Origin of the sequence: Herbaspirillum sp. NPDC101397, assembly GCF_044767325.1 — a bacterium.
Classification (GTDB): Bacteria; Pseudomonadota; Gammaproteobacteria; order Burkholderiales; family Burkholderiaceae_D; genus Herbaspirillum.
This window is the reverse complement of the sequence record NZ_JBIWNS010000001.1, coordinates 124,972-144,654: the sequence shown is the minus strand read 5'-3', so window position 1 is coordinate 144,654 and position 19,683 is coordinate 124,972. Positions and strand designations below refer to the sequence as shown.

The following is a 19,683-nucleotide window of genomic DNA, read 5'->3' as shown; positions in this document are numbered from 1 at the left end:
AATCCATAAAGAGACGATTCACAGAAGAAACAAAATAAGGATCGATCTTGCCAAGCAATACTCCTTGCGGACAAGAACAATTACCGGGGGACACCGGTTTTGTTTTGATTACAGCAACATCACTCAATACTGGGCAAATGGGAAAAGGGATAAAGTCGCTAGGAAGGTCAACCAGTACGTTACGGACTTTGCTTTTTTTTGTAGTGTTCGTCATCGCCGTCATCAGCGCTCAGACATGGTGGGAAGTCGAGCAGGACCGGCAACTGACGATCGCTTCCGAAAAAGGCAGCTCTATGGTGGCCGTGCGCAGCGTCGAAGAGCACGCGGAACGGATCCTGGCCGACATCGACCATATGCTGGCGTCGACGGCAGTCGCCATCCAGACCGCCGACCAGCACATCCTCGACGACGACGTCGGTCTCTATCAACTGCTCTCCGATGAAAAGCAGTCGCTGGCGCCGGTGCAGTCGCTGCGGTTCGTCGACCTGACCGGTGTCAGCCGCGCCAGTTCCATGCGCGTCGGCGCCACCGAGATCGAACTCAACGACCTGCAATTGCGCGAGGTCGACGCCAATCCGGCCCTGCCACACTACTTCGTCGGCATGCTCGCCAAGAGTCGCTACAACCAAGAGCTGGTGCTGCCCATCGCCCGCAACCTGTACATGCGCGGACAACATGTGGGCATGATCGTGGCCGAGCTGCGCGTCTCCTATTTCTTCGACTTCTACAAACGCATCACCAACTACCAGGCCATCGTTTCGCTACGCAAGGACGACGGCTCGCTGATGATCCGCTCGCCATTCGAGGAAGCCTGGCTGAACAAGAGCCTGCGCGACGCCAAGAGCATGGTCAACATCCGCAACGGCCCGGCTGAAGGCGCTTTCGAGGAAACCTCGGCGCTGACCGGCGAGTATCTGTTGTTTACCTACAAGAAAATCCCCGGAGCGGGGATGGTCGCCGTCTACGCGCGCCGCATGGATGACGTGCTGTCGCCATGGAAAAGCCGTACCTTGAATCGCATCCTGCTGTCGATCGGCATCAGCGGCTTCATCGTGCTGGCGCTGATCGCGTTCCTGATCTATTACAACTACAAGCAGAAGCGCGACGACGTGCTGACCGAGAGCGAGCATCGCTATCGCAAGCTGTACGAAGAAGGCAATGATCCCATCGTCCTGCTCAGCCCGGACATGCTGTACATTGACTGCAATGCGGCCGCGGTGAAGTTCTTCGGCGTCGCCGACAAGCAGCGCATCATCGGCAAGAAGGTCGGCTTGTTCTCGCGTCAGAGCGCGCTGCAATTGCAACAGCCCGACATCGCCGAACTGATCGAAAAAGCCATCGCCGGCGAGCCGCAGCAGTTCGAATGGGTCACCATCCGCCGTCACAAGATCATCTACACCGACGTCACCATCAACCGCACCGAACTGGACAAAGGCTTCGCAATTTTCGCGATCCTGCGCGACATCAGCGCCCGCAAGCGCGCCGAGCTGCTGCAGGGAACGCAGAATCGTATCCTGCACCTGGTGATGACGGACGCCGACCTGGAAGACATCCTCAAGGAAATCGCGCTGTTCGCCGATTCCCAGATTCCGCAAAGCATCTGCTCCATCTTGCTGCTCAACGACGACAACACGCGTTTTTCTGCGATCATCTCCGCGCGCCTGTCCGACCGCGCGCGGCATGGCTACCTGACCATGCCGATCGCACACGGCAACGGCGCCAGCAGCGAAGCCGTGATCACACGCATGCCCTACGTGGTCGGCGACATCCAGAGCGATCCGGTGATGAGCAACGCGCGCCAATACATCCACCTGGAAGAGTTTCCCTCGTGCGGTTCCTGGCCGATCATCGGCAAGGAAGGCCAGGTGCTTGGCGTGTTCTCCGCCCTGCTCAAGGAGCACGGCATCCCCAGTAGCGAATACCTGCACCTGACCGGTGTCGCAGCCGACCTCGCCAGCGTCGCCATCGAAAGCCGCAAGGCCGAGGAACGCATCCGCCACCTCGCGCACTACGACGAACTGACCGGCCTGCCGAATCGTTTCCTGTGCACCCAGCACATCAGCAATGCCATTGCCCATGCGGAACATCGCGGTGGCCAGGTCGCCGTGTTCCTGATGGATCTGGATCGCTTCAAGAACATCAACGACACCTTCGGCCATGAAACCGGCGAAGCGCTGCTGAGCGAGATCGCCCTGCGCTTCCGCCACTGCCTGCGCGAGCTCGATATCCTGGCGCGCGTCGGCGGTGATGAATTCATCGTCCTCGTCGACGACTACGACGATCCGTTGCAACTCGGCGAAATCGCCCAGAAACTCCTGTCGGTGGCGCGCAAGCCGTTCGACATCAGTGGTCACGAATGCCAGCTCAGCGCCAGCATCGGCATCGCCACTTATCCGACCGACGGTCCCAATGCGCAGACGCTGATCAAGAATGCAGACATCGCCATGTACCGCGCCAAGCACAACGGCAAGGACGATTACCGCTTCTATTCAGATGAAGTCAACACGCACACCGTCGAGCGCATCGCGCTCGAAACCGAGCTGCGTCGCGCCATTGAACGCCGCGAATTCGTGGTGCATTACCAGCCCAAGGTGGAGCTCGCCAGCGCGCGCATCGTCGGCGCCGAAGCACTGGTGCGCTGGCAGCATCCGGTGCGCGGTCTGCTGCCCCCGGGCGAATTCATCGGCCTGGCCGAAGAAGCCGGCCTGATCGACCAGATCGGCCTGCTGGTGCTCGACAGCGCCTGTGCCGACATCGTCAAGCTCAACCAGCTCGGGCTGCCGTTCGGCCGTATCGCCATCAATCTGGCCGGCAGCCAGTTCAACGATGACAACCTGCTGGCCGACATCCAGCGCGTAGTGCAGGCACGCGGCGTGTCTTCCGCCAGCCTGGAATTCGAGATCACCGAAAGCATGGTGATGCACAACCGGGAACAGGCCATCGCCATCATGGACGGCATCCGCGCGCTCGGCTTCACGATCTCGATCGACGACTTCGGCACCGGCTACTCGTCGCTGGCCTATCTCAAGCGTTTCCCGGTCGACAACGTCAAGATCGACCGCTCCTTCATCACCGACATTCCACACGACGCCAACGGCAGCGCCATCGTCCAGGCCATCATCGCGATGGCGCACGCGCTCAACCTGAAGGTCGTCACCGAAGGCGTGGAAACCGAAGTGCAGTTGCAAGCCTTGCAAGTATTCGGCTCCGACGAATACCAGGGCTACTTCTTCAGTCGCCCGATCCCGCATGAGCAATTCGTGGAAATGCTGCAGCGGTACGCCCCTGCCTGAACCTCTGCCGCACGCATCCTCGGCGGCAGAAAACTCCCAATGCATGTACATTGACGTTTTTGCGTTGCTTACGCACGTTTCCCGCATAAGCAAATAGGAACTTTGTTGCACCTGCATCAACAAGTCCTCATAAAATAAGCCTGCTTCAAATCATTCATTCATGGGAGTCGTGATGGCATTGTCCTTCAAGAAAAAATTGCTCAGCCTGGCGTTCACCGGCCTGGCCGCCGCCGCTGTGCTGCCGTTGACCGCACACTCGTCGCTGGCCGCCGAACTCAAGCTCGGCCTGTTTGCCGACGTGTCCACGCTGGACCCGCACTTCAACAACATCGCGCCGAACATTTCGCTGTCATCGCATCTGTTCGACGCGCTGGTCAACGTCGACGCGACCGGCAAGCTGATCCCGGGTCTGGCGGTATCGTGGAAAGCCATCGATCCGACCACCTGGGAATTCAAGCTGCGCCGCGGCGTGAAGTTCCATGACGGCTCTGACTTCACCGCCGAAGACGTGGTGTTCTCGCTGGACCGCCCTGCTACCCTGACCAACAGCCCGGGCCCGTTCACCAGCTACACCAAGCAGATCATCGGCAAGGAAATCGTCGATCCCTACACCGTGCGCCTGAAGACCGCCGCGCCGTATGGCCCGCTGGCGCTGGACGTGAGCACCATCTTCATCGTCTCTAAGAAGGCGGCGCAAAACGCCACCACCGAAGACTTCAACAGCGGCAAGGCGCTGATCGGCACCGGTCCGTTCAAGTTCGGCAACTTCAAGCGGGGCGACAGCATCGAGCTGATCCGCAACGACAGCTATTGGGGCGGCAAGGCCGACTGGGACAAGGTCACCTTCCGTATCCTGACTTCCGACGGCGCGCGTCTGGCCGCCTTGCTGGCCGGTGAAGTCGACGCCATCGACAGCGTGCCACCGGCCGACGTGCCGAAGCTGAAGACCAATCCGAAGTTCAGCCTGGTGCAACGCACCTCGTGGCGCACGATTTTCTGGACGCTGGATCAGTCGCGCGACAAGACGCCTGACATCACCGACAAGTCCGGCAAGCCACTGGACAAGAATCCGCTGAAGGACATCCGTGTCCGCCAGGCGATCTCCAAAGCGATCAACCGCCAGGCCCTGACCGAACGCACGCTGGAAGGCCTCGGCACGCCGGCTTCCAATATCGTTGCGCCGGGCATCCTCGGTTACGCCGACAACCTGAAGGTCGAGAAGTACGATCCGGAAGGCGCCAAGAAGCTGCTGGCCGCCGCCGGTTATCCAAACGGTTTCGCGCTGACGCTGCACGGTCCCAACAACCGCTACATCAACGATGAGCGTGTCGTGCAAACAGTGGCGCAGTTCCTGAGCCGCGTCGGCATCCAGACCAAGGTCGAAACCTTCCCGCTGTCGGTCTACTTCGGCAAGGCCCGCAACGGCGACTTCAGCGTTTCGCTGTTGGGCTGGGGCACACTGGCCGGAGACTTCGGCCTGCGTACGCTGGTCGGCACCACCGACGCCAGCACCGGCTGGGGTTCGTGGAACTGGGGCAAGTACAGCAATCCGCAAGTGGACAAGCTGGTGCAATCCTCACTCGGTTCGGTCGATGAAAAGCAACGCCAGGAGTTTGCCAAGCAGGCTGCCACCGTGGCGCTGAACGACTACGCCGTGATCCCGCTGCATCACCAGTATGCAACGTGGGCGGTGCGCAAGGGCCTGAAGTACACCCCGCGCATCGACGAATTCACCTTCGCGCATCAGTTCCATCCGCAGTAAGCGCGGCAATGATGACAAAAGACCTGCCGGTTCTCCCGCAGGTCTTTTTTCTTGTTCGGACGCAGGTCTCGATATCGTTAATATCGTTAATATCGTTGATGTCGTTGTAATATTTCGCCAGCCCGTCGCGACTCACGTACGGCGTCCCGCCTTCTTCCATGATCGATAAAACATGAGCATACATTTCCTGCGTTCGTTTTCCTTCGTCGCTGCTGCCGTCGTACTTTCACAGGCGCACGCACAAGCCACCGGCGACGTCGTCGAGCTGCCGCTGGTCTCCGGCTGGTACGACGGTAAGGTGGTGCGCTACGTGACCACCGACGTCTCCGACAAAAAAGCCGCAGTTGAGATGGGCGCCAACTACGTGCCGCGTCTGGCCAACGCCATCAATCAAGCGCGTCAGCCCGGCCAGCCAAGTGCCGTCGAGCGCATCTATGCATTCGCGAATTTCAAGCAAGGCGGCGTGCTGCCGTCGCTGCCCTCACCGATCGGCGCAGCCAACGCCAACCTGAACTATTCGCCGCTATGGCAGGTACACAAGGTTACCTGGCTGGCTGGAAAGCAGCCGCGCCTGTTGAAGTCTGAAGAGGAAGTATTGGCCGCAGAAGAAGCCGGCCAGGTGAGCATAGAAAAGACCAATCTGGTGGTCAATTGCCCGGTGGTGTTTTCGGAAGCGGACGGGCCGCTGCCGCATGTGAAGATTCATCTCGCCAACCAGGACCCCGAACCCTGATGTTGATATTGATGTTGAGGTTGATGGCTTGATTATTTTTTGCTGGTGTTGTCGACCAGCCGATCAACATGGAACAGTTGCGGGAATAGCCTGATCCAGAGCGCCACCACTACCAGCGTGCCGATGCCGCCGATCAGCACCGCCGGCACCGCGCCGAACCATGCGGCGGTCAGCCCGGACTCGAATTCGCCAAGCTGGTTCGAGGTGCCGATGAAGACCGAATTCACCGCGCTCACGCGGCCACGCATTTCGTCGGGCGTCTCCAGCTGCACGAAGGTCGAGCGCACCACCACGCTGATCATGTCCGAGGCGCCCAGCACCACCAGCGCCAACAGCGATACGACGAAGGACTGTGACAGTCCGAACACAATCGTGGCCAACCCGAAAATCCCCACCGCGATGAACATGGTGCGGCCGATGCGGCCCTTGAGCGGATTGCGCGCCAGGAAGATCGCCACCGACAAGGCGCCCACCGCCGGCGCCGAGCGCAGCAGCCCGAGCCCGACCGAGTTGGTGTGCAAGATGTCATGCGCATACACCGGCAGCAGCGCCGTCGCGCCGCCCAGCAGCACCGCGAACAGATCAAGCGAAATGGCGCCGAAGATCGCCGGCTTGCTACGGATGTAGGCAATGCCGGCAAACACGGATTTGAGCGTGGCGTTCTCGCGTTTGCTCGGTGGCGTTTCCACCTTGATCATCGACACCAGCACGCTGCACAGCACGAACAGGACACAGCTGGTGATGTACACCGTCGATGGCCCTGCTACATAAAGGAAGCCACCGATGGCAGGTCCAATGATGATCGCCACCTGCGTCGCCGATGCAGATCCTGCCACCGCACGCGGCAACAACGAAGGTTGTATCAGCGTCGGCAGCATGGCCGACATGGTTGGTTTGCTGAAGGCGCGGCCGGCGCCGATCACGAACACGATGGCGAAGATCGCCTCCTTGGTGAGCCAGCCGCCGAGGCTGCCCGCCGCCAGCAAACCGGCGGCGATCGCTTCCACCAGGATGCTCAGGCGTGCGACCTGGCGACGGTCATGCCGGTCCGCCACGTGACCGACCACGAACACCAGGAACAGCGAAGGAATGAATTGCACCAGTCCGACAATGCCCAGGTCGAAAGGACTATGCGTGAGTTGATAGACCTGCCAGCCGACCGCGACGATCTGCATTTGCAATGCAATCGTGGAGGCTACGCTGGCGAGCCAGAACAATCGGAAAGAGCGATGATGTAACAGCTGTTCTGGCACGATGGCGGAGGTCATTGGCGAGGATTTTTCTTGTGCGGGATGGTGCGTGAAAGCGGGTGCTGCGAGGATTGCAGCGCGCGGATATACTACTTCATTTCCCGCACGCCGTCTTTCGCGTTTGCCTGGTCTTTCGCGCTCCTGCGCTTTCCCAAAGGATTCATACATGCAATACCGCCCACTTGGCCGCACCAACATCAACGTCAGCCTGATCACACTCGGCACCATGACCTGGGGTGAACAGAACACCGAAGCTGAAGCGCACGCGCAGCTCGACTACGCCACCGAACGCGGCATCAACCTGATCGACGTCGCCGAGATGTATCCGGTGCCGCCCAAGGCGGAAACCCAGGGCCTGAGCGAACGCTACCTTGGCACCTGGCTCAGGAAGTCCGGCAAGCGCGACCAACTGCTGATCGCCACCAAGGCCACCGGCCCTGCCCGCAAGCCGCACAACCCGCGCCACGTGCGCGGCGGCATCAACAACTTCGACCGCAAAGGACTGACCGAGGCGCTCAACGGCAGCCTCGAACGCCTGCAGCTCGATCACGTCGACCTGTACCAGTTGCACTGGCCGGACCGCAGCGTCAACAGCTTCGGCCAGCTCAACTACAGCCACATCGCCGATGAAGAAACCGTCGCCATCGACGAGACCCTGAGCATCCTGTCCGAGTTCGTCAAGGCGGGCAAGATCCGCCACATCGGCCTGTCGAATGAAACCTCGTGGGGCGTGGCGCAGTTCCTGCGCGCGGCCGAGAAGTTCGATCTCGAGCGCATCGTCACGATCCAGAATCCTTACAATTTGCTGAATCGCAGTTTCGAAATCAACCTCGCTGAATTCGCCCACCGCGAGCAAGTCGGCCTGCTGGCCTATTCGCCGCTGGCCTTCGGCGTGCTGTCGGGCAAATATGAAAACGGCGCTCGCCCTGCCGGCGGTCGTCTGACTTTATTCGAACGCTTCGCCCGCTACACCAACCCCCAAGCCGAAGCGGCCGCCAAGGCCTATGTCGCACTCGCCCGCAAGCACGGCATCGATCCGGCGCAACTGGCGCTGGCCTATGTCAACAGCCGCCCTTTCGTGACGTCAAACATCATCGGCGCCACCACGCTGGAACAGCTGCGCAGCAACATCGACAGCCTGTCGGTGCAACTGTCGCCGGAAATCGTCGAGCAAATCGACGCGATCCACAAGACGCAGCCGAATCCGGCGCCCTGAACTCCGATTCAGCGTCCCAAACAAAAAGCCCGCCGGTTTGCGCCGACGGGCTTTTTTAATATTGCAGCGAATTACTTTGCGCCGAGATTGGCGGTCTCCTTGTAGATTTCCTGGATCAGGTCCTTGCCGACGCGCGACTCCATCGACTTGTGCACCGGCAGCAAGGCCTTGCGCCATTCGGCCTTTTCGGCGTCGGTCAGGTAATACACCTTGGTCTTGCCGGAAGCCTTGATCGCCGCCAGCGCATCTTCGTTCTCTTGCTGGGCGATGGCGTTGGCGTAGCGCGTTGCATCCTTCATGGCCGACTCAAGCTGGCCGCGCACATCCGCTGGCAGGCTATCCCAGAACTTCTTGTTCACGATCACCGCATAACCGATGTAGCCGTGATCGGACACGGTCAGCTGCGATTGCACTTCATGCACTTTCTGGGAATAGATGTTCGACGGCGTATTTTCGCTGCCGTCGACCACACCGGTCTGCATCGCCTGGTAGACCTCGGAGAACGCCAGCACCTGCGGATTGGCTTTGAGCGCGCGGAACTGCTCGTCCAGCACCTTGGACGACTGGATGCGCATCTTCATGCCGCGAAAATCGTCGACCTTGTGCAACGGCTTGTTGGCGGTCATCACCTTCATGCCGTTGTCCCAGTAGGCCAGGCCCTTGATGCCCTTGGTTTCCAGTTTCCTGAACAGGTTCTGGCCGATCGGTCCTTCAGTGATGCGCGCCAGCACCGCGCGATTGGGGAAGATATAGGGCAGATCGAAGACCTCATATTCCTTCACGCCCAGCGGGCCGAACTTGGCCAGCGACGGCGCCAGCATCTGCACCGCGCCGAGCTGCAAGGCTTCCAGCTCCTCCTTGTCCTTGTAGAGCTGGCTGTTCGGATATACCTCGACCTTCACGCGTCCTTTGGTGCGCTCTTCGGCGAGTTGCTTGAAACGCTCCGCGCCCTTGCCCTTGGGCGTGTTGTTGGCCACCACGTGGCTGAACTTGATGACGATGGTCTGCTGCGCCAGCGCCGGGGTTGCCTGCAGTGCGAATGACAACAAGGCTGCGGTCGTAGCCGCAGCGAATAGTTTTTTGGTCATGCATTGTCTCCTTGATGATGCCGCTACAAAAAAGCAATCAGAAAACGATCAGATCGCGCAATCCTTCCCCTGAAGCCAGACGGTCGAAGCCGCTGTTGATATCCGAGAGCGCCAGCCGCTGTCCCATCAGTTTGTCGATCGGCAAGCGGCCGCTCTTGTATAGGCCGATGTAACGCGGGATGTCGCGCAGCGGCACGCAGGAGCCGATGTAGCTGCCCTTGACCGTGCGTTCCTCGGCCACCAGGCTGACTTGCTGCAAGGCCCATTTCTGGTCGGGGGCAGGCAGGCCCGCGGTGACCGTCATGCCGCCGCGGCGCGTCATGCGGTAGGCGGCTTCCATCGCTTGCACCGAGCCCGCCATTTCGAAGGCATAGTCGACGCCGCCCTTGGTCAGCGCCCTGACCTTTTCCACCGCGTCTGGGTCGCGCGCATTGACCGTCGCCGTGGCGCCGAGGGATTTAGCCAGCGCCAGCTTGCTGTCGTGCAAGTCGACCGCAATCACTTCACGGGCGCCCGAGGCCAGCGCGCCCAGCATGGCGCACAAACCGACGCCGCCCAGTCCAAGCACGGCGGCGGTGGTGCCGGCCTTGACCTCGGCCGTGTTGACGGCTGCGCCGACGCCGGTCAGTACTGCGCAGCCGAACAAAGCGGCCTCGATCGGATCGATGTCGGCCTCGACCTTGACGCAGGAGCGGCGCGACACCACGGCATGGTCGGCGAAGGCCGATACGCCCATGTGATGATTGACCGGCTTGTTCTGCGCACGCAGGCGCAAGGCGCCCGACAGCAGCTGACCCTTGGTGTTGGTTTCGGCGCCCGGTTCGCACAGCGCCGGACGGCCTTCCATGCACGGCAGGCAATGGCCGCAGCTCGGCACGAACACCAACACCACGAGGTCGCCGCGCCGCAGGTCGGTGACGCCTGCACCGACCTCGAGCACTTCGCCCGAGGCTTCATGGCCCAACGCCATCGGCACCGGCCGCGGACGTACCCCGGTAATCACCGACAAGTCGGAGTGGCACAGGCCGGCGGCGCGCATCTTGACCAGCACTTCGCCTGGTCCGGGCGCGTCGAGATCGAGTTCCTCAATACGCAAGGGACGGCTGCCGGCGAAAGGCTCGACGGTGGTTGTTTCTCTCAATACTGCTGCCTGAATCTTCATGTTGTCTTCTCCGGTTCGAATGAATCCTCAGATGATACGACCACCGTCGACCGGCACTTCCATTCCGGTCAAAAAATGCGAGGCATCGGTGGCGAGGAACACGGCGACGTTGGCAACATCCGCGCCTTCGCACATGCGTCCCAGCGGGATGGTGGCGATGAAGCGCGCACGATTCTCCGGCGTGTCGGGCACGCCCATGAACTGCTCCAGCAAGCCGGTTGCCCCCATTACCGGGCAGATCGCATGTACGCGGATGCGATCCGGCGCCAGTTCGACCGCCATCGATTTCGACAGCATGTTGACCGCGCCCTTGGAGCTGTTGTACCAGGTCAGCCCCGGACGTGGACGGATGCCCGCCACCGAACCGATATTGAGCATCACGCCGCCGCGGTCCTTCTGCTGCGCATTGCGCTGGCGCATCAGCGGCAGCACTGCGCGCGTCATGTGATAGATCGACTTGACGTTGATCGCGTACATGCGATCAAAGGTTGCCTCGTCGACATCCAGCATGGGCTGGTTGCGATGCGTGGTGCCGGCGTTGTTGACGATGATGTCCGGCGCGCCGAAGCGGTCGACGCAATGCTTGACGGCGGCGTTGACGTCGGTCGCGCTGGTGACGTCGCAGATCACGGCGCTGGCTGCGCTGCCGAGCTCATGCGCCAGCAATTGCGCGCCGTCGTAGTTGATGTCCGCCAGCACCACTTTGGCGCCCTCGCGTACATAGGCGCGTGCAATTTCAGCGCCGAAGCCGGAAGCCGCACCGGTGACGATGGCGACCTTGTCGAGTAACTGAGTCATGGCAGCGCCTTATTTGTAATAGTGGACGACGGTCTTGGTGGTGCTCATTTCTTCCAGCGCCAGCAAGCCCTTCTCGCGGCCGTGGCCGCTCTTCTTGACGCCGCCGAACGGTAATTCGACGCCGCCGCCGGCGCCGTAGCAGTTGATGAACACCTGGCCGCTCAGCACGCGCTGTGAGACGCGCGCCTGGCGCCCGCCGTTCTCGGTCCAGATGCCGGCAGCGAGGCCGAACTCGGTGGCGTTGGCCAGCTCGATGGCGTCTTCCTCGTCCTTGAACGGGATCGCCGACAGCACTGGTCCGAACACTTCCTTGCAGGCCAGCCGGTGATCGCGCGGCACGCGGCCGAAAAAGGCCGGCTTGACGAAATAACCGTCGGCCGGCAAGTCCTTGCCGAAGGCGCCTTCGGCCAGCAGCGGCACGCCCGATTCGACCGCCTCGCTGATGAACTTGCGCACGCGATCGTATTGCTTCTTGTTGACGATGGGGCCGCAATCGAGATCCATCTCGGGCGTGCCGACCGTCACCGCCTTGAAGCGCTCGGCCACCGCCGCGACGAACTTGTCGTAGATGCTTTCCTGCACCAGCAGACGGCTGCCGGCCGAGCAAGTCTGGCCGGCGTTCTGCGTGATGGCCTTGACGATCACCGGCAGCGCCTTATCGAAATCGACGTCTTCGAACACGATCTGCGGCGACTTGCCGCCCAGCTCCAGCACGCAGGCAACGTGGTTGCGCGCAGTCGCTTCCTGCACCATGACGCCGACTTCGGGCGATCCGGTGAAGGTGGCGAAATCGATGCCGGGATGCGCGGTGAGTGCGGCGCCGGCTTCATGGCCGTAGCCGGTGACCAGGTTCAGCGCGCCCGGCGGGAAGCCGGCTTCGATGGCCAGCTCGGCGATCTTGATGCCGCTCAGGCAGGCATCTTCCGACGGCTTGAGCACGGTGGCGTTACCCATCGCCAGCGCCGGCGCCAGCGAACGGCCGAACATCTGCGCCGGATAATTCCACGGAATAATGTGCGCGGTCACGCCATGCGGCACGCGCACCAGGCTGACGTTATAGCCTTCCAGGTAAGGAATGGTTTCGCCGTGGATCTTGTCGGCGGCGGTGCCGTAGAACTCGAAATAGCGCGCCACCACCTTGACGTCGTTGCGCGCCACGGTGATCGGCTTGCCGGTGTCGCGCGCTTCCAGCTGGGCGATTTCCTCGGCGTTGGAGAGGATCAGTTCACCCAGCTTCTGCAGCAGGCGGCCGCGCTCGGTCGCGGTCATCCTGCCCCACGGCCCGCTCAATGCACGGCGTGCTGCGTCCACCGCCAGCTTGACGTCGGCTTCCCCACCGCGCGAAATGCTGCTGAACACCTTGGCATTACTGGGATCGATGACATCGATGGTGCGTTCGTCCTGAGCCGCTTGCCAGCGGCCGTCTATCAGTATGGTTTTCATGGTTGTCTCCGGTAGGTTAAATTTTGGGTTCAGTTTTTCGGTTCAGTGCACGGGCACAGCATGGGTCAGATGCGTCAATTCACCGCGCTCCAATGTGAGGGTGTCGTCGGGCAGGTCACGCAACAGGCTGCGATTGGATTCGGTAACCACCACGCAGACTTCGCTGTCGATCTCGCGCAGACGGCGCAGCGATTCGCCGTACTGTGTCGCCAGCACCGGCGCCAGTCCCTGGAACGGCTCGTCCAGCAGCACCAGGCGTGTACCGGCCATCAGCGCGCGGCCGAGAGCGGCGATCTTGCCCTGGCCTCCGGACAGCGCAGCGCCCGAGCGCGGCAGCATTTCCTTGAGCTGCGGCACCACCGTCAGGGCTTTCTCCAGGCGACGGTCGACTTCTGCAGTGGACAGGCCCAGCACGTCGCACGGCAGGCGCAGGTTTTCTTCCACGGTGAAGGTCGGGAACATCACCCGGTCTTCCGGCGCATAGCCGATGCCGAGCGCGACGCGGCCATGCGCCGGCACCGCAGCCAGGTCGCGGCCGTCGAACTCGATCACGCCTTCCTGCAGCGGAATCAGGCCCATGACGGCGCGCAGCAAGGTGGTCTTGCCGGCGCCGTTGCGGCCCACTACGGCCAGCAGGCCGCCGGCGCGGAACTCCGTCTCGATCTGGCGCAGCACGGTGATGCCGGCGATGCGCGCGCTGACGTTCTTGATTTTCAGCATGTCATTCTCCGATCACGTTGCGGCGGATTTCGGGGTTGGCGAGCACTTCCTGTGGCGGTCCGTCGGCGGCGATGCGGCCCGAAATCCAGGCCGCCACGCGCGTCGCGTACTGCGTCACGATGTCGACGTCATGCTCGACGAAGATCGAGGTGATCTTCTGCTCGTCGAGTACACGCATGATGATCGCCATCAGTCCGTGCTTTTCATCGGTGGACACGCCGCTGGTCGGTTCATCCATGATCAGCAGCTTGGGCTGCAACACCAGCGCCATGGCGATGTCGAGCAGTTTGCGCTGGCCTTCCGGCAGCAGCGAGCACAGTTCGTCGGCGCGGGCGCGCAGGCCGACCAGCTCCAGGATATGGTCGACTTCCGTGGCCGGGATCGCACGGCTGAGCGGAGTCCAGATACGCAAGCGGCCGGTCCGTCCGGCTGCCGCCAGCTGTATGCATTCGCGCACGGTGTGCTCGAGGAACAGCTGCGGCAACTGGAACGACCGGCCGATGCCGCGCTGGACGATGGCGCGCGGCGACAAACGCGTGATGTCGCGTCCGTCGAAGCTGACTGTACCCCCGCTGGGCCGGATGAAGCCGGTGCAGATGTTGATGAAGGTGGTCTTGCCGGCGCCGTTCTGGCCGATCACCGCCAGGCGTTCTCCGGGATGCAGCTCGAAGTTGATGTTGTCGGCCACGACAAGACCGCCGAAGGCGAGCTGCAGTCCGCTTGTTTGCAATAAGGGCTGGGTCATTTCGGCTCCTTCCGGAACAGCAGACCGGACAAGCCGGTCGGCACGAAGAACACCAGTCCGATCAGCACGAAGCCCAACACCATCTGCCAGGCGCCTGTGAACAGCGCCGCCGAGTACAGCTTGACGAACTCGAACACCAGCGCACCCAAGAAAGCACCGACCGGATGGCCGACGCCGCCGAGGATGGAGATGAACACGATCTCGCCCGAGCGCACCCAGTAGCCCATCTCCGGTGTCACCAGCCCCTGCATCAGCGCAAACATCGCGCCCGACAAGCCACACAGCGCAGCCGAGATGACGTAGCCGATCCACAGCGCCCGGTTAGCCGAGAGGCCGACGTATTCCAGCCGCGTCTCGTTGGTCTTGACCGCGGTCAGCGCCTGCCCGGCGATCGACATCATGTAGCGCTGAACGCCCCAGGCCAGCACCACCGCCAACACCACGGCCACGATCAGCAAGGTGGTTTCAAAGCCGTCACGCTCCATGCGTACGCCGAAGAAAGTCGGACGCGCCAGACGAATGCCGTCGGTGCCGCCGGTCAGGCTGTAGAACTTGCCGAGGATGGAGAACAGCACCATCGACAGCGCCAGATTCAGCATGCCGAAGAAGATCGCCCGGTAACGCACCACGAACAAGCCGATCACCATGCCCATGACCGCGCCGAACACCGTGCCGAGCAGGATCAGCACAGCGCTGTCGAGCTCCGGCATGGCGCGCGCCGTGAAGGCCACCGCATAACCGGCCGCGCAGGAAAACATCGCATGGCCGAACGACAGTTGCCCGGAACGGATCAGGATGGAAACGCCCAGCGCGGCGATGCCGAAACTGGTGGCGACGACCATCGGTGTTTTAAGCCAGGGCCAGATCATCGGCAATCCCAGCGCAAACACCACCAGCAGGACGCCGGCTATTTTTATTTTCGGCGATATTATTGTTGACATCAGACTCTCCTCGCCTGGGCCACGGAGAACAATCCCTGTGGACGGAACAACAACACCAGCACCATGATCAGGTACGGCACCAGCACTTCGCTTTCAGGCTGCAGATAGACCGCGAACGAACGCGTCAGGCCGATCAGGATCGCCGTGATCAGCGTGCCTTCGATCTGCCCGAGGCCGGCGGTGGCGACCACCGCGAACGACAGCACGATCATGTCGGCGCCGATGCCCGGCACCAGCGAAGTCGTCGGCGACGCCAGTGCGCCGCCGAGGGCGCCCAGCATCGAGCCGACCACGAAGGTCAGCAGGCAGATGCGACGGGCGTCGATGCCCATCGCCATTGCCACCTCGCGGTTGTGCGCCACGGCGACAATCTGGCGTCCGGTGCTGCTCGACTTGAGGAAATGCCGCAAGCCGAAGAACACCACCAGCGCCACGCCCGGCAACACCATCAGCTGATAGCGCGTGTACGTAATGCCAAGCACCTCGGCCACGCCGAGATAGTTGACGATGTCGGAAACGAAATAAGGCTGGGATCCCCAGATCAGCCGTTGCAGATCTTCAAAGATCATGAAGGCGGCGAAGGTCACCAGCAGCTGCAGTATCTGTTCCTTGTGATAGATACGGCGCAGCAGGAAGATTTCCATGACGGCTCCCATGACGGCGCCGACCACCAGCGCGGCCACCAGCAGCCAGACGAAGGACCACGCCGGCGAAAATTTCGCAGCGACCGCCCACATGCCGAGGGTCGCGGCGAAATAACCGCCGAAGGCGTACATGCTGCCGTGCGCCATGTTGAGGATCCGCATCACGCCGAACACCAGCGTCATACCCAGCGCCACCAGAAACAGCAGCGCCGCGTATGACAACCCGTCCAGCATGGCCAGCAAGAATAATTCCTGGTTCATGTTGTTGCTCAGTCAGTCCGGTCGTGGTTCAGTTGGCGATGGGCGGGAAGGTCTTGATGCGAGGATCGCGCAAGAGCTCCGGCTTGATGGTCTTGACCCAGTCCACCGACTTTTGTCCGACCGGCGCGATCGCCATTTCAGCCGGATAGATCTCGATCTTGTCGAGCACCGGGAATGGATAGGCGGCAGTCTTCTTGGTGGTGCCCAGCAACTGATCTTCCAGGCCCTGGCCATCGGCGCGGATCTTCACTTCGCGCGTCAGTCCGCGGAAGTTCAGGCCGTGCATGGCGTCAGCCACCTGTTCAGTGCTCGGCCACTGGCCCTTGTTGGCCTTGATCGCCTTGTCGTAGCCGGCCACCATGCCGTCCAGCGCCTGGATCATGTGATAGACCGAGTAGATCGGATACGCGCCGGTCTTGGCCTTGAACTTCTGCACGAAGTTCTTCAGCTTCGGATCGTCCTTGAGCTCCGGATGCAGGAAGTAATGATCGCCGCGCGCGCCGACGATGACGCCGTCAGGCAGCGTCGTACCCAGCCGCTCCAGCGAGCTTTCCGCCAGCGGCAGCACGAACAGCGAGTTCTTGATCAGGCCGCGTTGCGCCGACTGCCGCACGAAGGTGTCGAGATCGCCGCCCCATGAAGTCGACAGGATGACGTCCGGACGCAGCGCCTGCAGGCGGCTGATTTCGGTCGAGAAATCGCTGGCGCCGAATTTCGGAAACAACTCGGCCACCACCTTGACGTCAGGCTTCAACATCTTCAGCGTATGCGAGAACAGCTCCCACGAATCGCGGCCCCAGGCGTAGTCCTGGTTCACCACGGCGATGGTCTTGAAGTTCGGTTTCTGGCGCAGCAGGTACAGCACGCTGGCGACCATTTCGGTGGTGGCGTTGGCCTGGGTGCGCACGACGTAGCGATAGCGGCGCTCTTCCAGCACTTTCTCGGTGCCGCAATCCCACAGGATGTTGAGCACCTTGAGGTCTTCCGCCACTGGCGCGACGATGTTGCAGCTGCCGCTGGAGATCGAGCCGAGCATCACCTTGACGCCCTGCTCCTGCACCACGCGCCGATATTCGGACAGCAGCTTGTCGCCGCCCACGCCTTCATCGACAAAGGTCGGCACCACTTTGACGCCGTTGATGCCGCCGGCGGCGTTGAGGTCTTCCAGGTAGATTTCCGCAGCCTGCTTGGCCGGTACGCCGAATACCGAGGCCGGGCCGGAGGTGAAGGTGGTAATGCCGATTTTCAGTTCGGCCGGTTTGGTGGTTTGCGCCTGTGCGAGCGGCACAGCCAGTGCAGTCATGGCAAAGCCTGCGGCCAGCATCAGCCGGGTGATTTTTGTTGTAAACATATCTCCTCCAAGAATGGATACGTAATGCGATGGTGTGCGTCAGTGCATGAGCGGTGTCCGCCATGCATCCCCACGCTTGCTTGTTGTTGTGTTGTTTCGTACCGTGCCGTGCGTCTGGCGTGCAGAACCGCTGGGGTTGTCTCCTTGCGGCTTTGCGTTTCCTGCTTTTTTCTTTTGTATTTTTACTGCCTCTTACTGCTGTCACTGCTATCACTGCTGAATCAAATTAATTACACCTCGCCGATCAGCCGCAGGAATTTTTCCGCCTGCATGATGACCGGCTTGTCGATCATTTTTCCGTTGAGCGAGATGGCGCCGCCGTCGCTCTGCGCCACCGCCGCCATGACCGCGCGAGCCCAGACGATTTCATCGGTGCTGGGCAGGAATCCCTGATTGACGATGCCGACCTGACGCGGATGGATGCACAGCTTGGCGCCGAAACCGATGCGGCGCGCACGGCTGACGGCATGCTCCAGAAAAGGCAAGTCGTCGAAGGTGGTCGTAACGCCGTCGACCGGTTGTGCGATGTTCGCCAGTCGCGAGGCAATGACCATCTCCACGCGCAGATGCGTCAGTTCGCTTTCCTGCGGTTCGCACTGGATGCCGAGATCGACCTGCAGGTCGATCGAACCGAACACCAGTCGCTCGACATGTTGCGCCCGCGCGATATCACGCATCTGTGCAATGCCGACTGCAGTTTCGATCAGCGGCAACAGACGCGAACGGCTGCGCGGACCGACGAAATGCTGGGCGATGTTGCGGATGGCATCGCAGTCATCCGCCTTGGGCAGCACGATGCCGGCGATCGGGGCATTGGCGAAGCAACGCACGTCGTCGGCATACCACTCGGTGTCGGCGGCATTGATGCGCACCCACAGCTTGTCTTGCTGGTTGGCCTGCTGATTCGCTTGCTGCGCCAGCCAATCAGCCAGCGTGTCGCGCGCTTGCGTCTTGGCCGCCGGCGCTACCGCATCCTCCAGGTCCACGATGACCGCATCCGCGCCGCTGGCCAACGCCTTGCCGTAGCGGTCGGGCCGGTTGGCGGGGACGAACAGGTAAGACCGCGCAAGCGGCGAGGCTGTCATCACACTGCTCCGCGTGCGCGCAAGGTGTCGATCTCGGTCTGTGCATAACCGAGTTTGCCGAGGATGGCGTCGGTATGCTGACCCAGCGCCGGAATGGCGTCCATGCGGAAGTCGAAGGTGTTGTTCACACCCGGCGGCAACAAGGCTGGCAAGTTGCCGGCCGGCGAACCGACTTCGGTCCAGCGCTCGCGCGCCGCGAGTTGCGGGTGCTCCCACAGGTCTTGCATGGTGTTGACGCTGGCGTTGGCGATCTGCGCCTGGTCGAGCCGGGCCACTACTTCCTGCGCGGTCAGCGGCGCGAACATGTCGAGGATCAGCTTGCGCAATTCGGTGCGGTTTTCGTGACGACGCGAATTGGTCGAGAAACGTGCATCCTGCGCCAGCGCCGGATCCTGCAAGACGGATTCACAGAATACTTTCCATTCGCGCTCGTTCTGCAGGCCCAGCATGACCACCTTGCCGTCGCCTGCCGTGAACGGGCCATAAGGATAAATCGTGGCGTGCTCGGCGCCCGAACGCACCGGCGCCGATGCGCCCTGATAGGCGTAATACATCGGGAAGCTCATCCATTCGGTCAGCGACTCCAGCATCGACAGGTCAATGTGGCTGCCTGTGCCGTCGCGACCACGCTTGATCAGCGCCGCCAGGATGTGCGAGTAGGCGTACATGCCGGCGGCGATGTCGGCAATCGAGCAGCCGGCCTTGGCTTGCTCGTCGGCGGTGCCGGTCACCGACAGGAAACCGGCCTCACTCTGGATCAGCAGGTCATAGGCTTTCTTGTCGCGATAAGGGCCGTTCTCGCCATAGCCGGAAATGTCGCAGACGATCAAGCGAGGATTCTTCTTGTGCAGCACCGCCGCCGACAGGCCGAGCCCGGCCGCGGCGCCGGGCGCGAGGTTCTGCACCAGCACGTCGGCTTCGTCCAGCAGCTTGTCGATGATGGCCTTGCCGTCCGCGTCCTTGAGGTTGAGCGTGAGGCTTTCCTTGGAACGGTTGGTCCAGACGAAATGCGACGACAGTCCGTTGACACGTTCATCGTAGCCGCGTGCGAAGTCGCCGACGCCGGGGCGTTCGACCTTGATCACGCGGGCGCCCATGTCGGCCAGCTGGCGCGTGCAGAACGGCGCGGCGATGGCGTGTTCCAGGCTGACGACGGTAATGCCTTCGAGAGGACGGATGGACGGCATCATG

General features: G+C 61.8%; 16 protein-coding genes. 4 read left to right on the top strand and 12 right to left on the bottom strand.

Features of this window, described 5'->3' with window-relative positions; genetic code table 11:
• Window positions 1-137: 137 nt before the first annotated feature.
• The 3 genes from ACIROW_RS00660 to ACIROW_RS00650 all read left to right on the top strand — a co-directional run bounded on the left by ACIROW_RS00660 (window position 138) and on the right by ACIROW_RS00650 (window position 5,788).
• Window positions 138-3,293, top strand: a complete 3,156-nt coding sequence (locus ACIROW_RS00660) for an EAL domain-containing protein (RefSeq protein WP_402270810.1) — start codon at window positions 138-140, stop codon at window positions 3,291-3,293.
• Window positions 3,294-3,465: 172 nt separating this feature from the next.
• Entirely contained in the window at window positions 3,466-5,055 is a 1,590-nt protein-coding gene (locus ACIROW_RS00655) for an ABC transporter substrate-binding protein (RefSeq protein ID WP_402270808.1), read from the top strand.
• Window positions 5,056-5,227: 172 nt separating this feature from the next.
• Window positions 5,228-5,788, top strand: a complete 561-nt coding sequence (locus ACIROW_RS00650) for a hypothetical protein (RefSeq protein ID WP_402270806.1) — start codon at window positions 5,228-5,230, stop codon at window positions 5,786-5,788.
• 32 nt (window positions 5,789-5,820) lie between these two features.
• Here ACIROW_RS00650 and ACIROW_RS00645 read toward each other — a convergent pair whose 3' ends face one another.
• Window positions 5,821-7,056, bottom strand: coding sequence for an MFS transporter (locus tag ACIROW_RS00645; RefSeq protein WP_402270805.1), 1,236 nt, complete (start codon window positions 7,054-7,056; stop codon window positions 5,821-5,823).
• A gap of 148 nt (window positions 7,057-7,204) precedes the next feature.
• Here ACIROW_RS00645 and ACIROW_RS00640 point away from each other — a divergent pair, with 148 nt between their 5' ends.
• Window positions 7,205-8,254, top strand: a complete 1,050-nt coding sequence (locus tag ACIROW_RS00640; RefSeq protein WP_402270802.1) for an NADP(H)-dependent aldo-keto reductase — start codon at window positions 7,205-7,207, stop codon at window positions 8,252-8,254.
• A 71-nt stretch (window positions 8,255-8,325) separates the two neighbouring features.
• On the opposite strand, the gene ACIROW_RS00635 is transcribed toward ACIROW_RS00640, so the two are convergent.
• The 11 genes from ACIROW_RS00635 to ACIROW_RS00585 all read right to left on the bottom strand — a co-directional run bounded on the left by ACIROW_RS00635 (window position 8,326) and on the right by ACIROW_RS00585 (window position 19,682).
• The gene (locus tag ACIROW_RS00635; RefSeq protein WP_402270800.1) at window positions 8,326-9,342 is read right to left on the bottom strand and encodes a TRAP transporter substrate-binding protein; all 1,017 of its coding nucleotides are present in this window, start codon (window positions 9,340-9,342) and stop codon (window positions 8,326-8,328) included.
• 37 nt (window positions 9,343-9,379) lie between these two features.
• A complete protein-coding gene (locus tag ACIROW_RS00630; protein WP_402270798.1) occupies window positions 9,380-10,504 on the bottom strand; it encodes a zinc-dependent alcohol dehydrogenase family protein in 1,125 nt (374 codons plus the stop codon).
• A 27-nt stretch (window positions 10,505-10,531) separates the two neighbouring features.
• Window positions 10,532-11,302 carry an SDR family oxidoreductase gene (locus tag ACIROW_RS00625; protein ID WP_402270796.1) on the bottom strand — a complete coding sequence of 257 codons (771 nt, stop codon included), beginning with the start codon at window positions 11,300-11,302 and terminating at the stop codon, window positions 10,532-10,534.
• A gap of 9 nt (window positions 11,303-11,311) precedes the next feature.
• Entirely contained in the window at window positions 11,312-12,745 is a 1,434-nt protein-coding gene (locus ACIROW_RS00620; protein ID WP_402270794.1) for an aldehyde dehydrogenase family protein, read from the bottom strand.
• A 42-nt stretch (window positions 12,746-12,787) separates the two neighbouring features.
• The gene (locus tag ACIROW_RS00615; RefSeq protein ID WP_402270791.1) at window positions 12,788-13,465 is read right to left on the bottom strand and encodes an ABC transporter ATP-binding protein; all 678 of its coding nucleotides are present in this window, start codon (window positions 13,463-13,465) and stop codon (window positions 12,788-12,790) included.
• A 1-nt stretch (window position 13,466) separates the two neighbouring features.
• On the bottom strand, window positions 13,467-14,210 hold the full coding sequence (locus ACIROW_RS00610; RefSeq protein WP_402270788.1) for an ABC transporter ATP-binding protein: 744 nt from the start codon (window positions 14,208-14,210) through the stop codon (window positions 13,467-13,469).
• On the bottom strand, window positions 14,207-15,151 hold the full coding sequence (locus ACIROW_RS00605) for a branched-chain amino acid ABC transporter permease (RefSeq protein ID WP_402270787.1): 945 nt from the start codon (window positions 15,149-15,151) through the stop codon (window positions 14,207-14,209). Before ACIROW_RS00605 ends, ACIROW_RS00610 begins: the two co-directional genes overlap by 4 nt.
• Window positions 15,151-16,056: a branched-chain amino acid ABC transporter permease gene (locus ACIROW_RS00600; RefSeq protein ID WP_116433031.1), complete on the bottom strand. Its 906-nt coding sequence runs from the start codon at window positions 16,054-16,056 to the stop codon at window positions 15,151-15,153. Before ACIROW_RS00600 ends, ACIROW_RS00605 begins: the two co-directional genes overlap by 1 nt.
• A 28-nt stretch (window positions 16,057-16,084) precedes the next feature.
• Window positions 16,085-17,407, bottom strand: coding sequence for an ABC transporter substrate-binding protein (locus tag ACIROW_RS00595; protein ID WP_402270785.1), 1,323 nt, complete (start codon window positions 17,405-17,407; stop codon window positions 16,085-16,087).
• Window positions 17,408-17,637: 230 nt separating this feature from the next.
• Complete coding sequence (locus tag ACIROW_RS00590; RefSeq protein ID WP_402270783.1) at window positions 17,638-18,492, bottom strand: HpcH/HpaI aldolase/citrate lyase family protein; 855 nt, start codon at window positions 18,490-18,492, stop codon at window positions 17,638-17,640.
• The gene (locus tag ACIROW_RS00585) at window positions 18,492-19,682 is read right to left on the bottom strand and encodes a CaiB/BaiF CoA transferase family protein (RefSeq protein ID WP_402270781.1); all 1,191 of its coding nucleotides are present in this window, start codon (window positions 19,680-19,682) and stop codon (window positions 18,492-18,494) included. Before ACIROW_RS00585 ends, ACIROW_RS00590 begins: the two co-directional genes overlap by 1 nt.
• Window position 19,683: the final 1 nt, after the last annotated feature.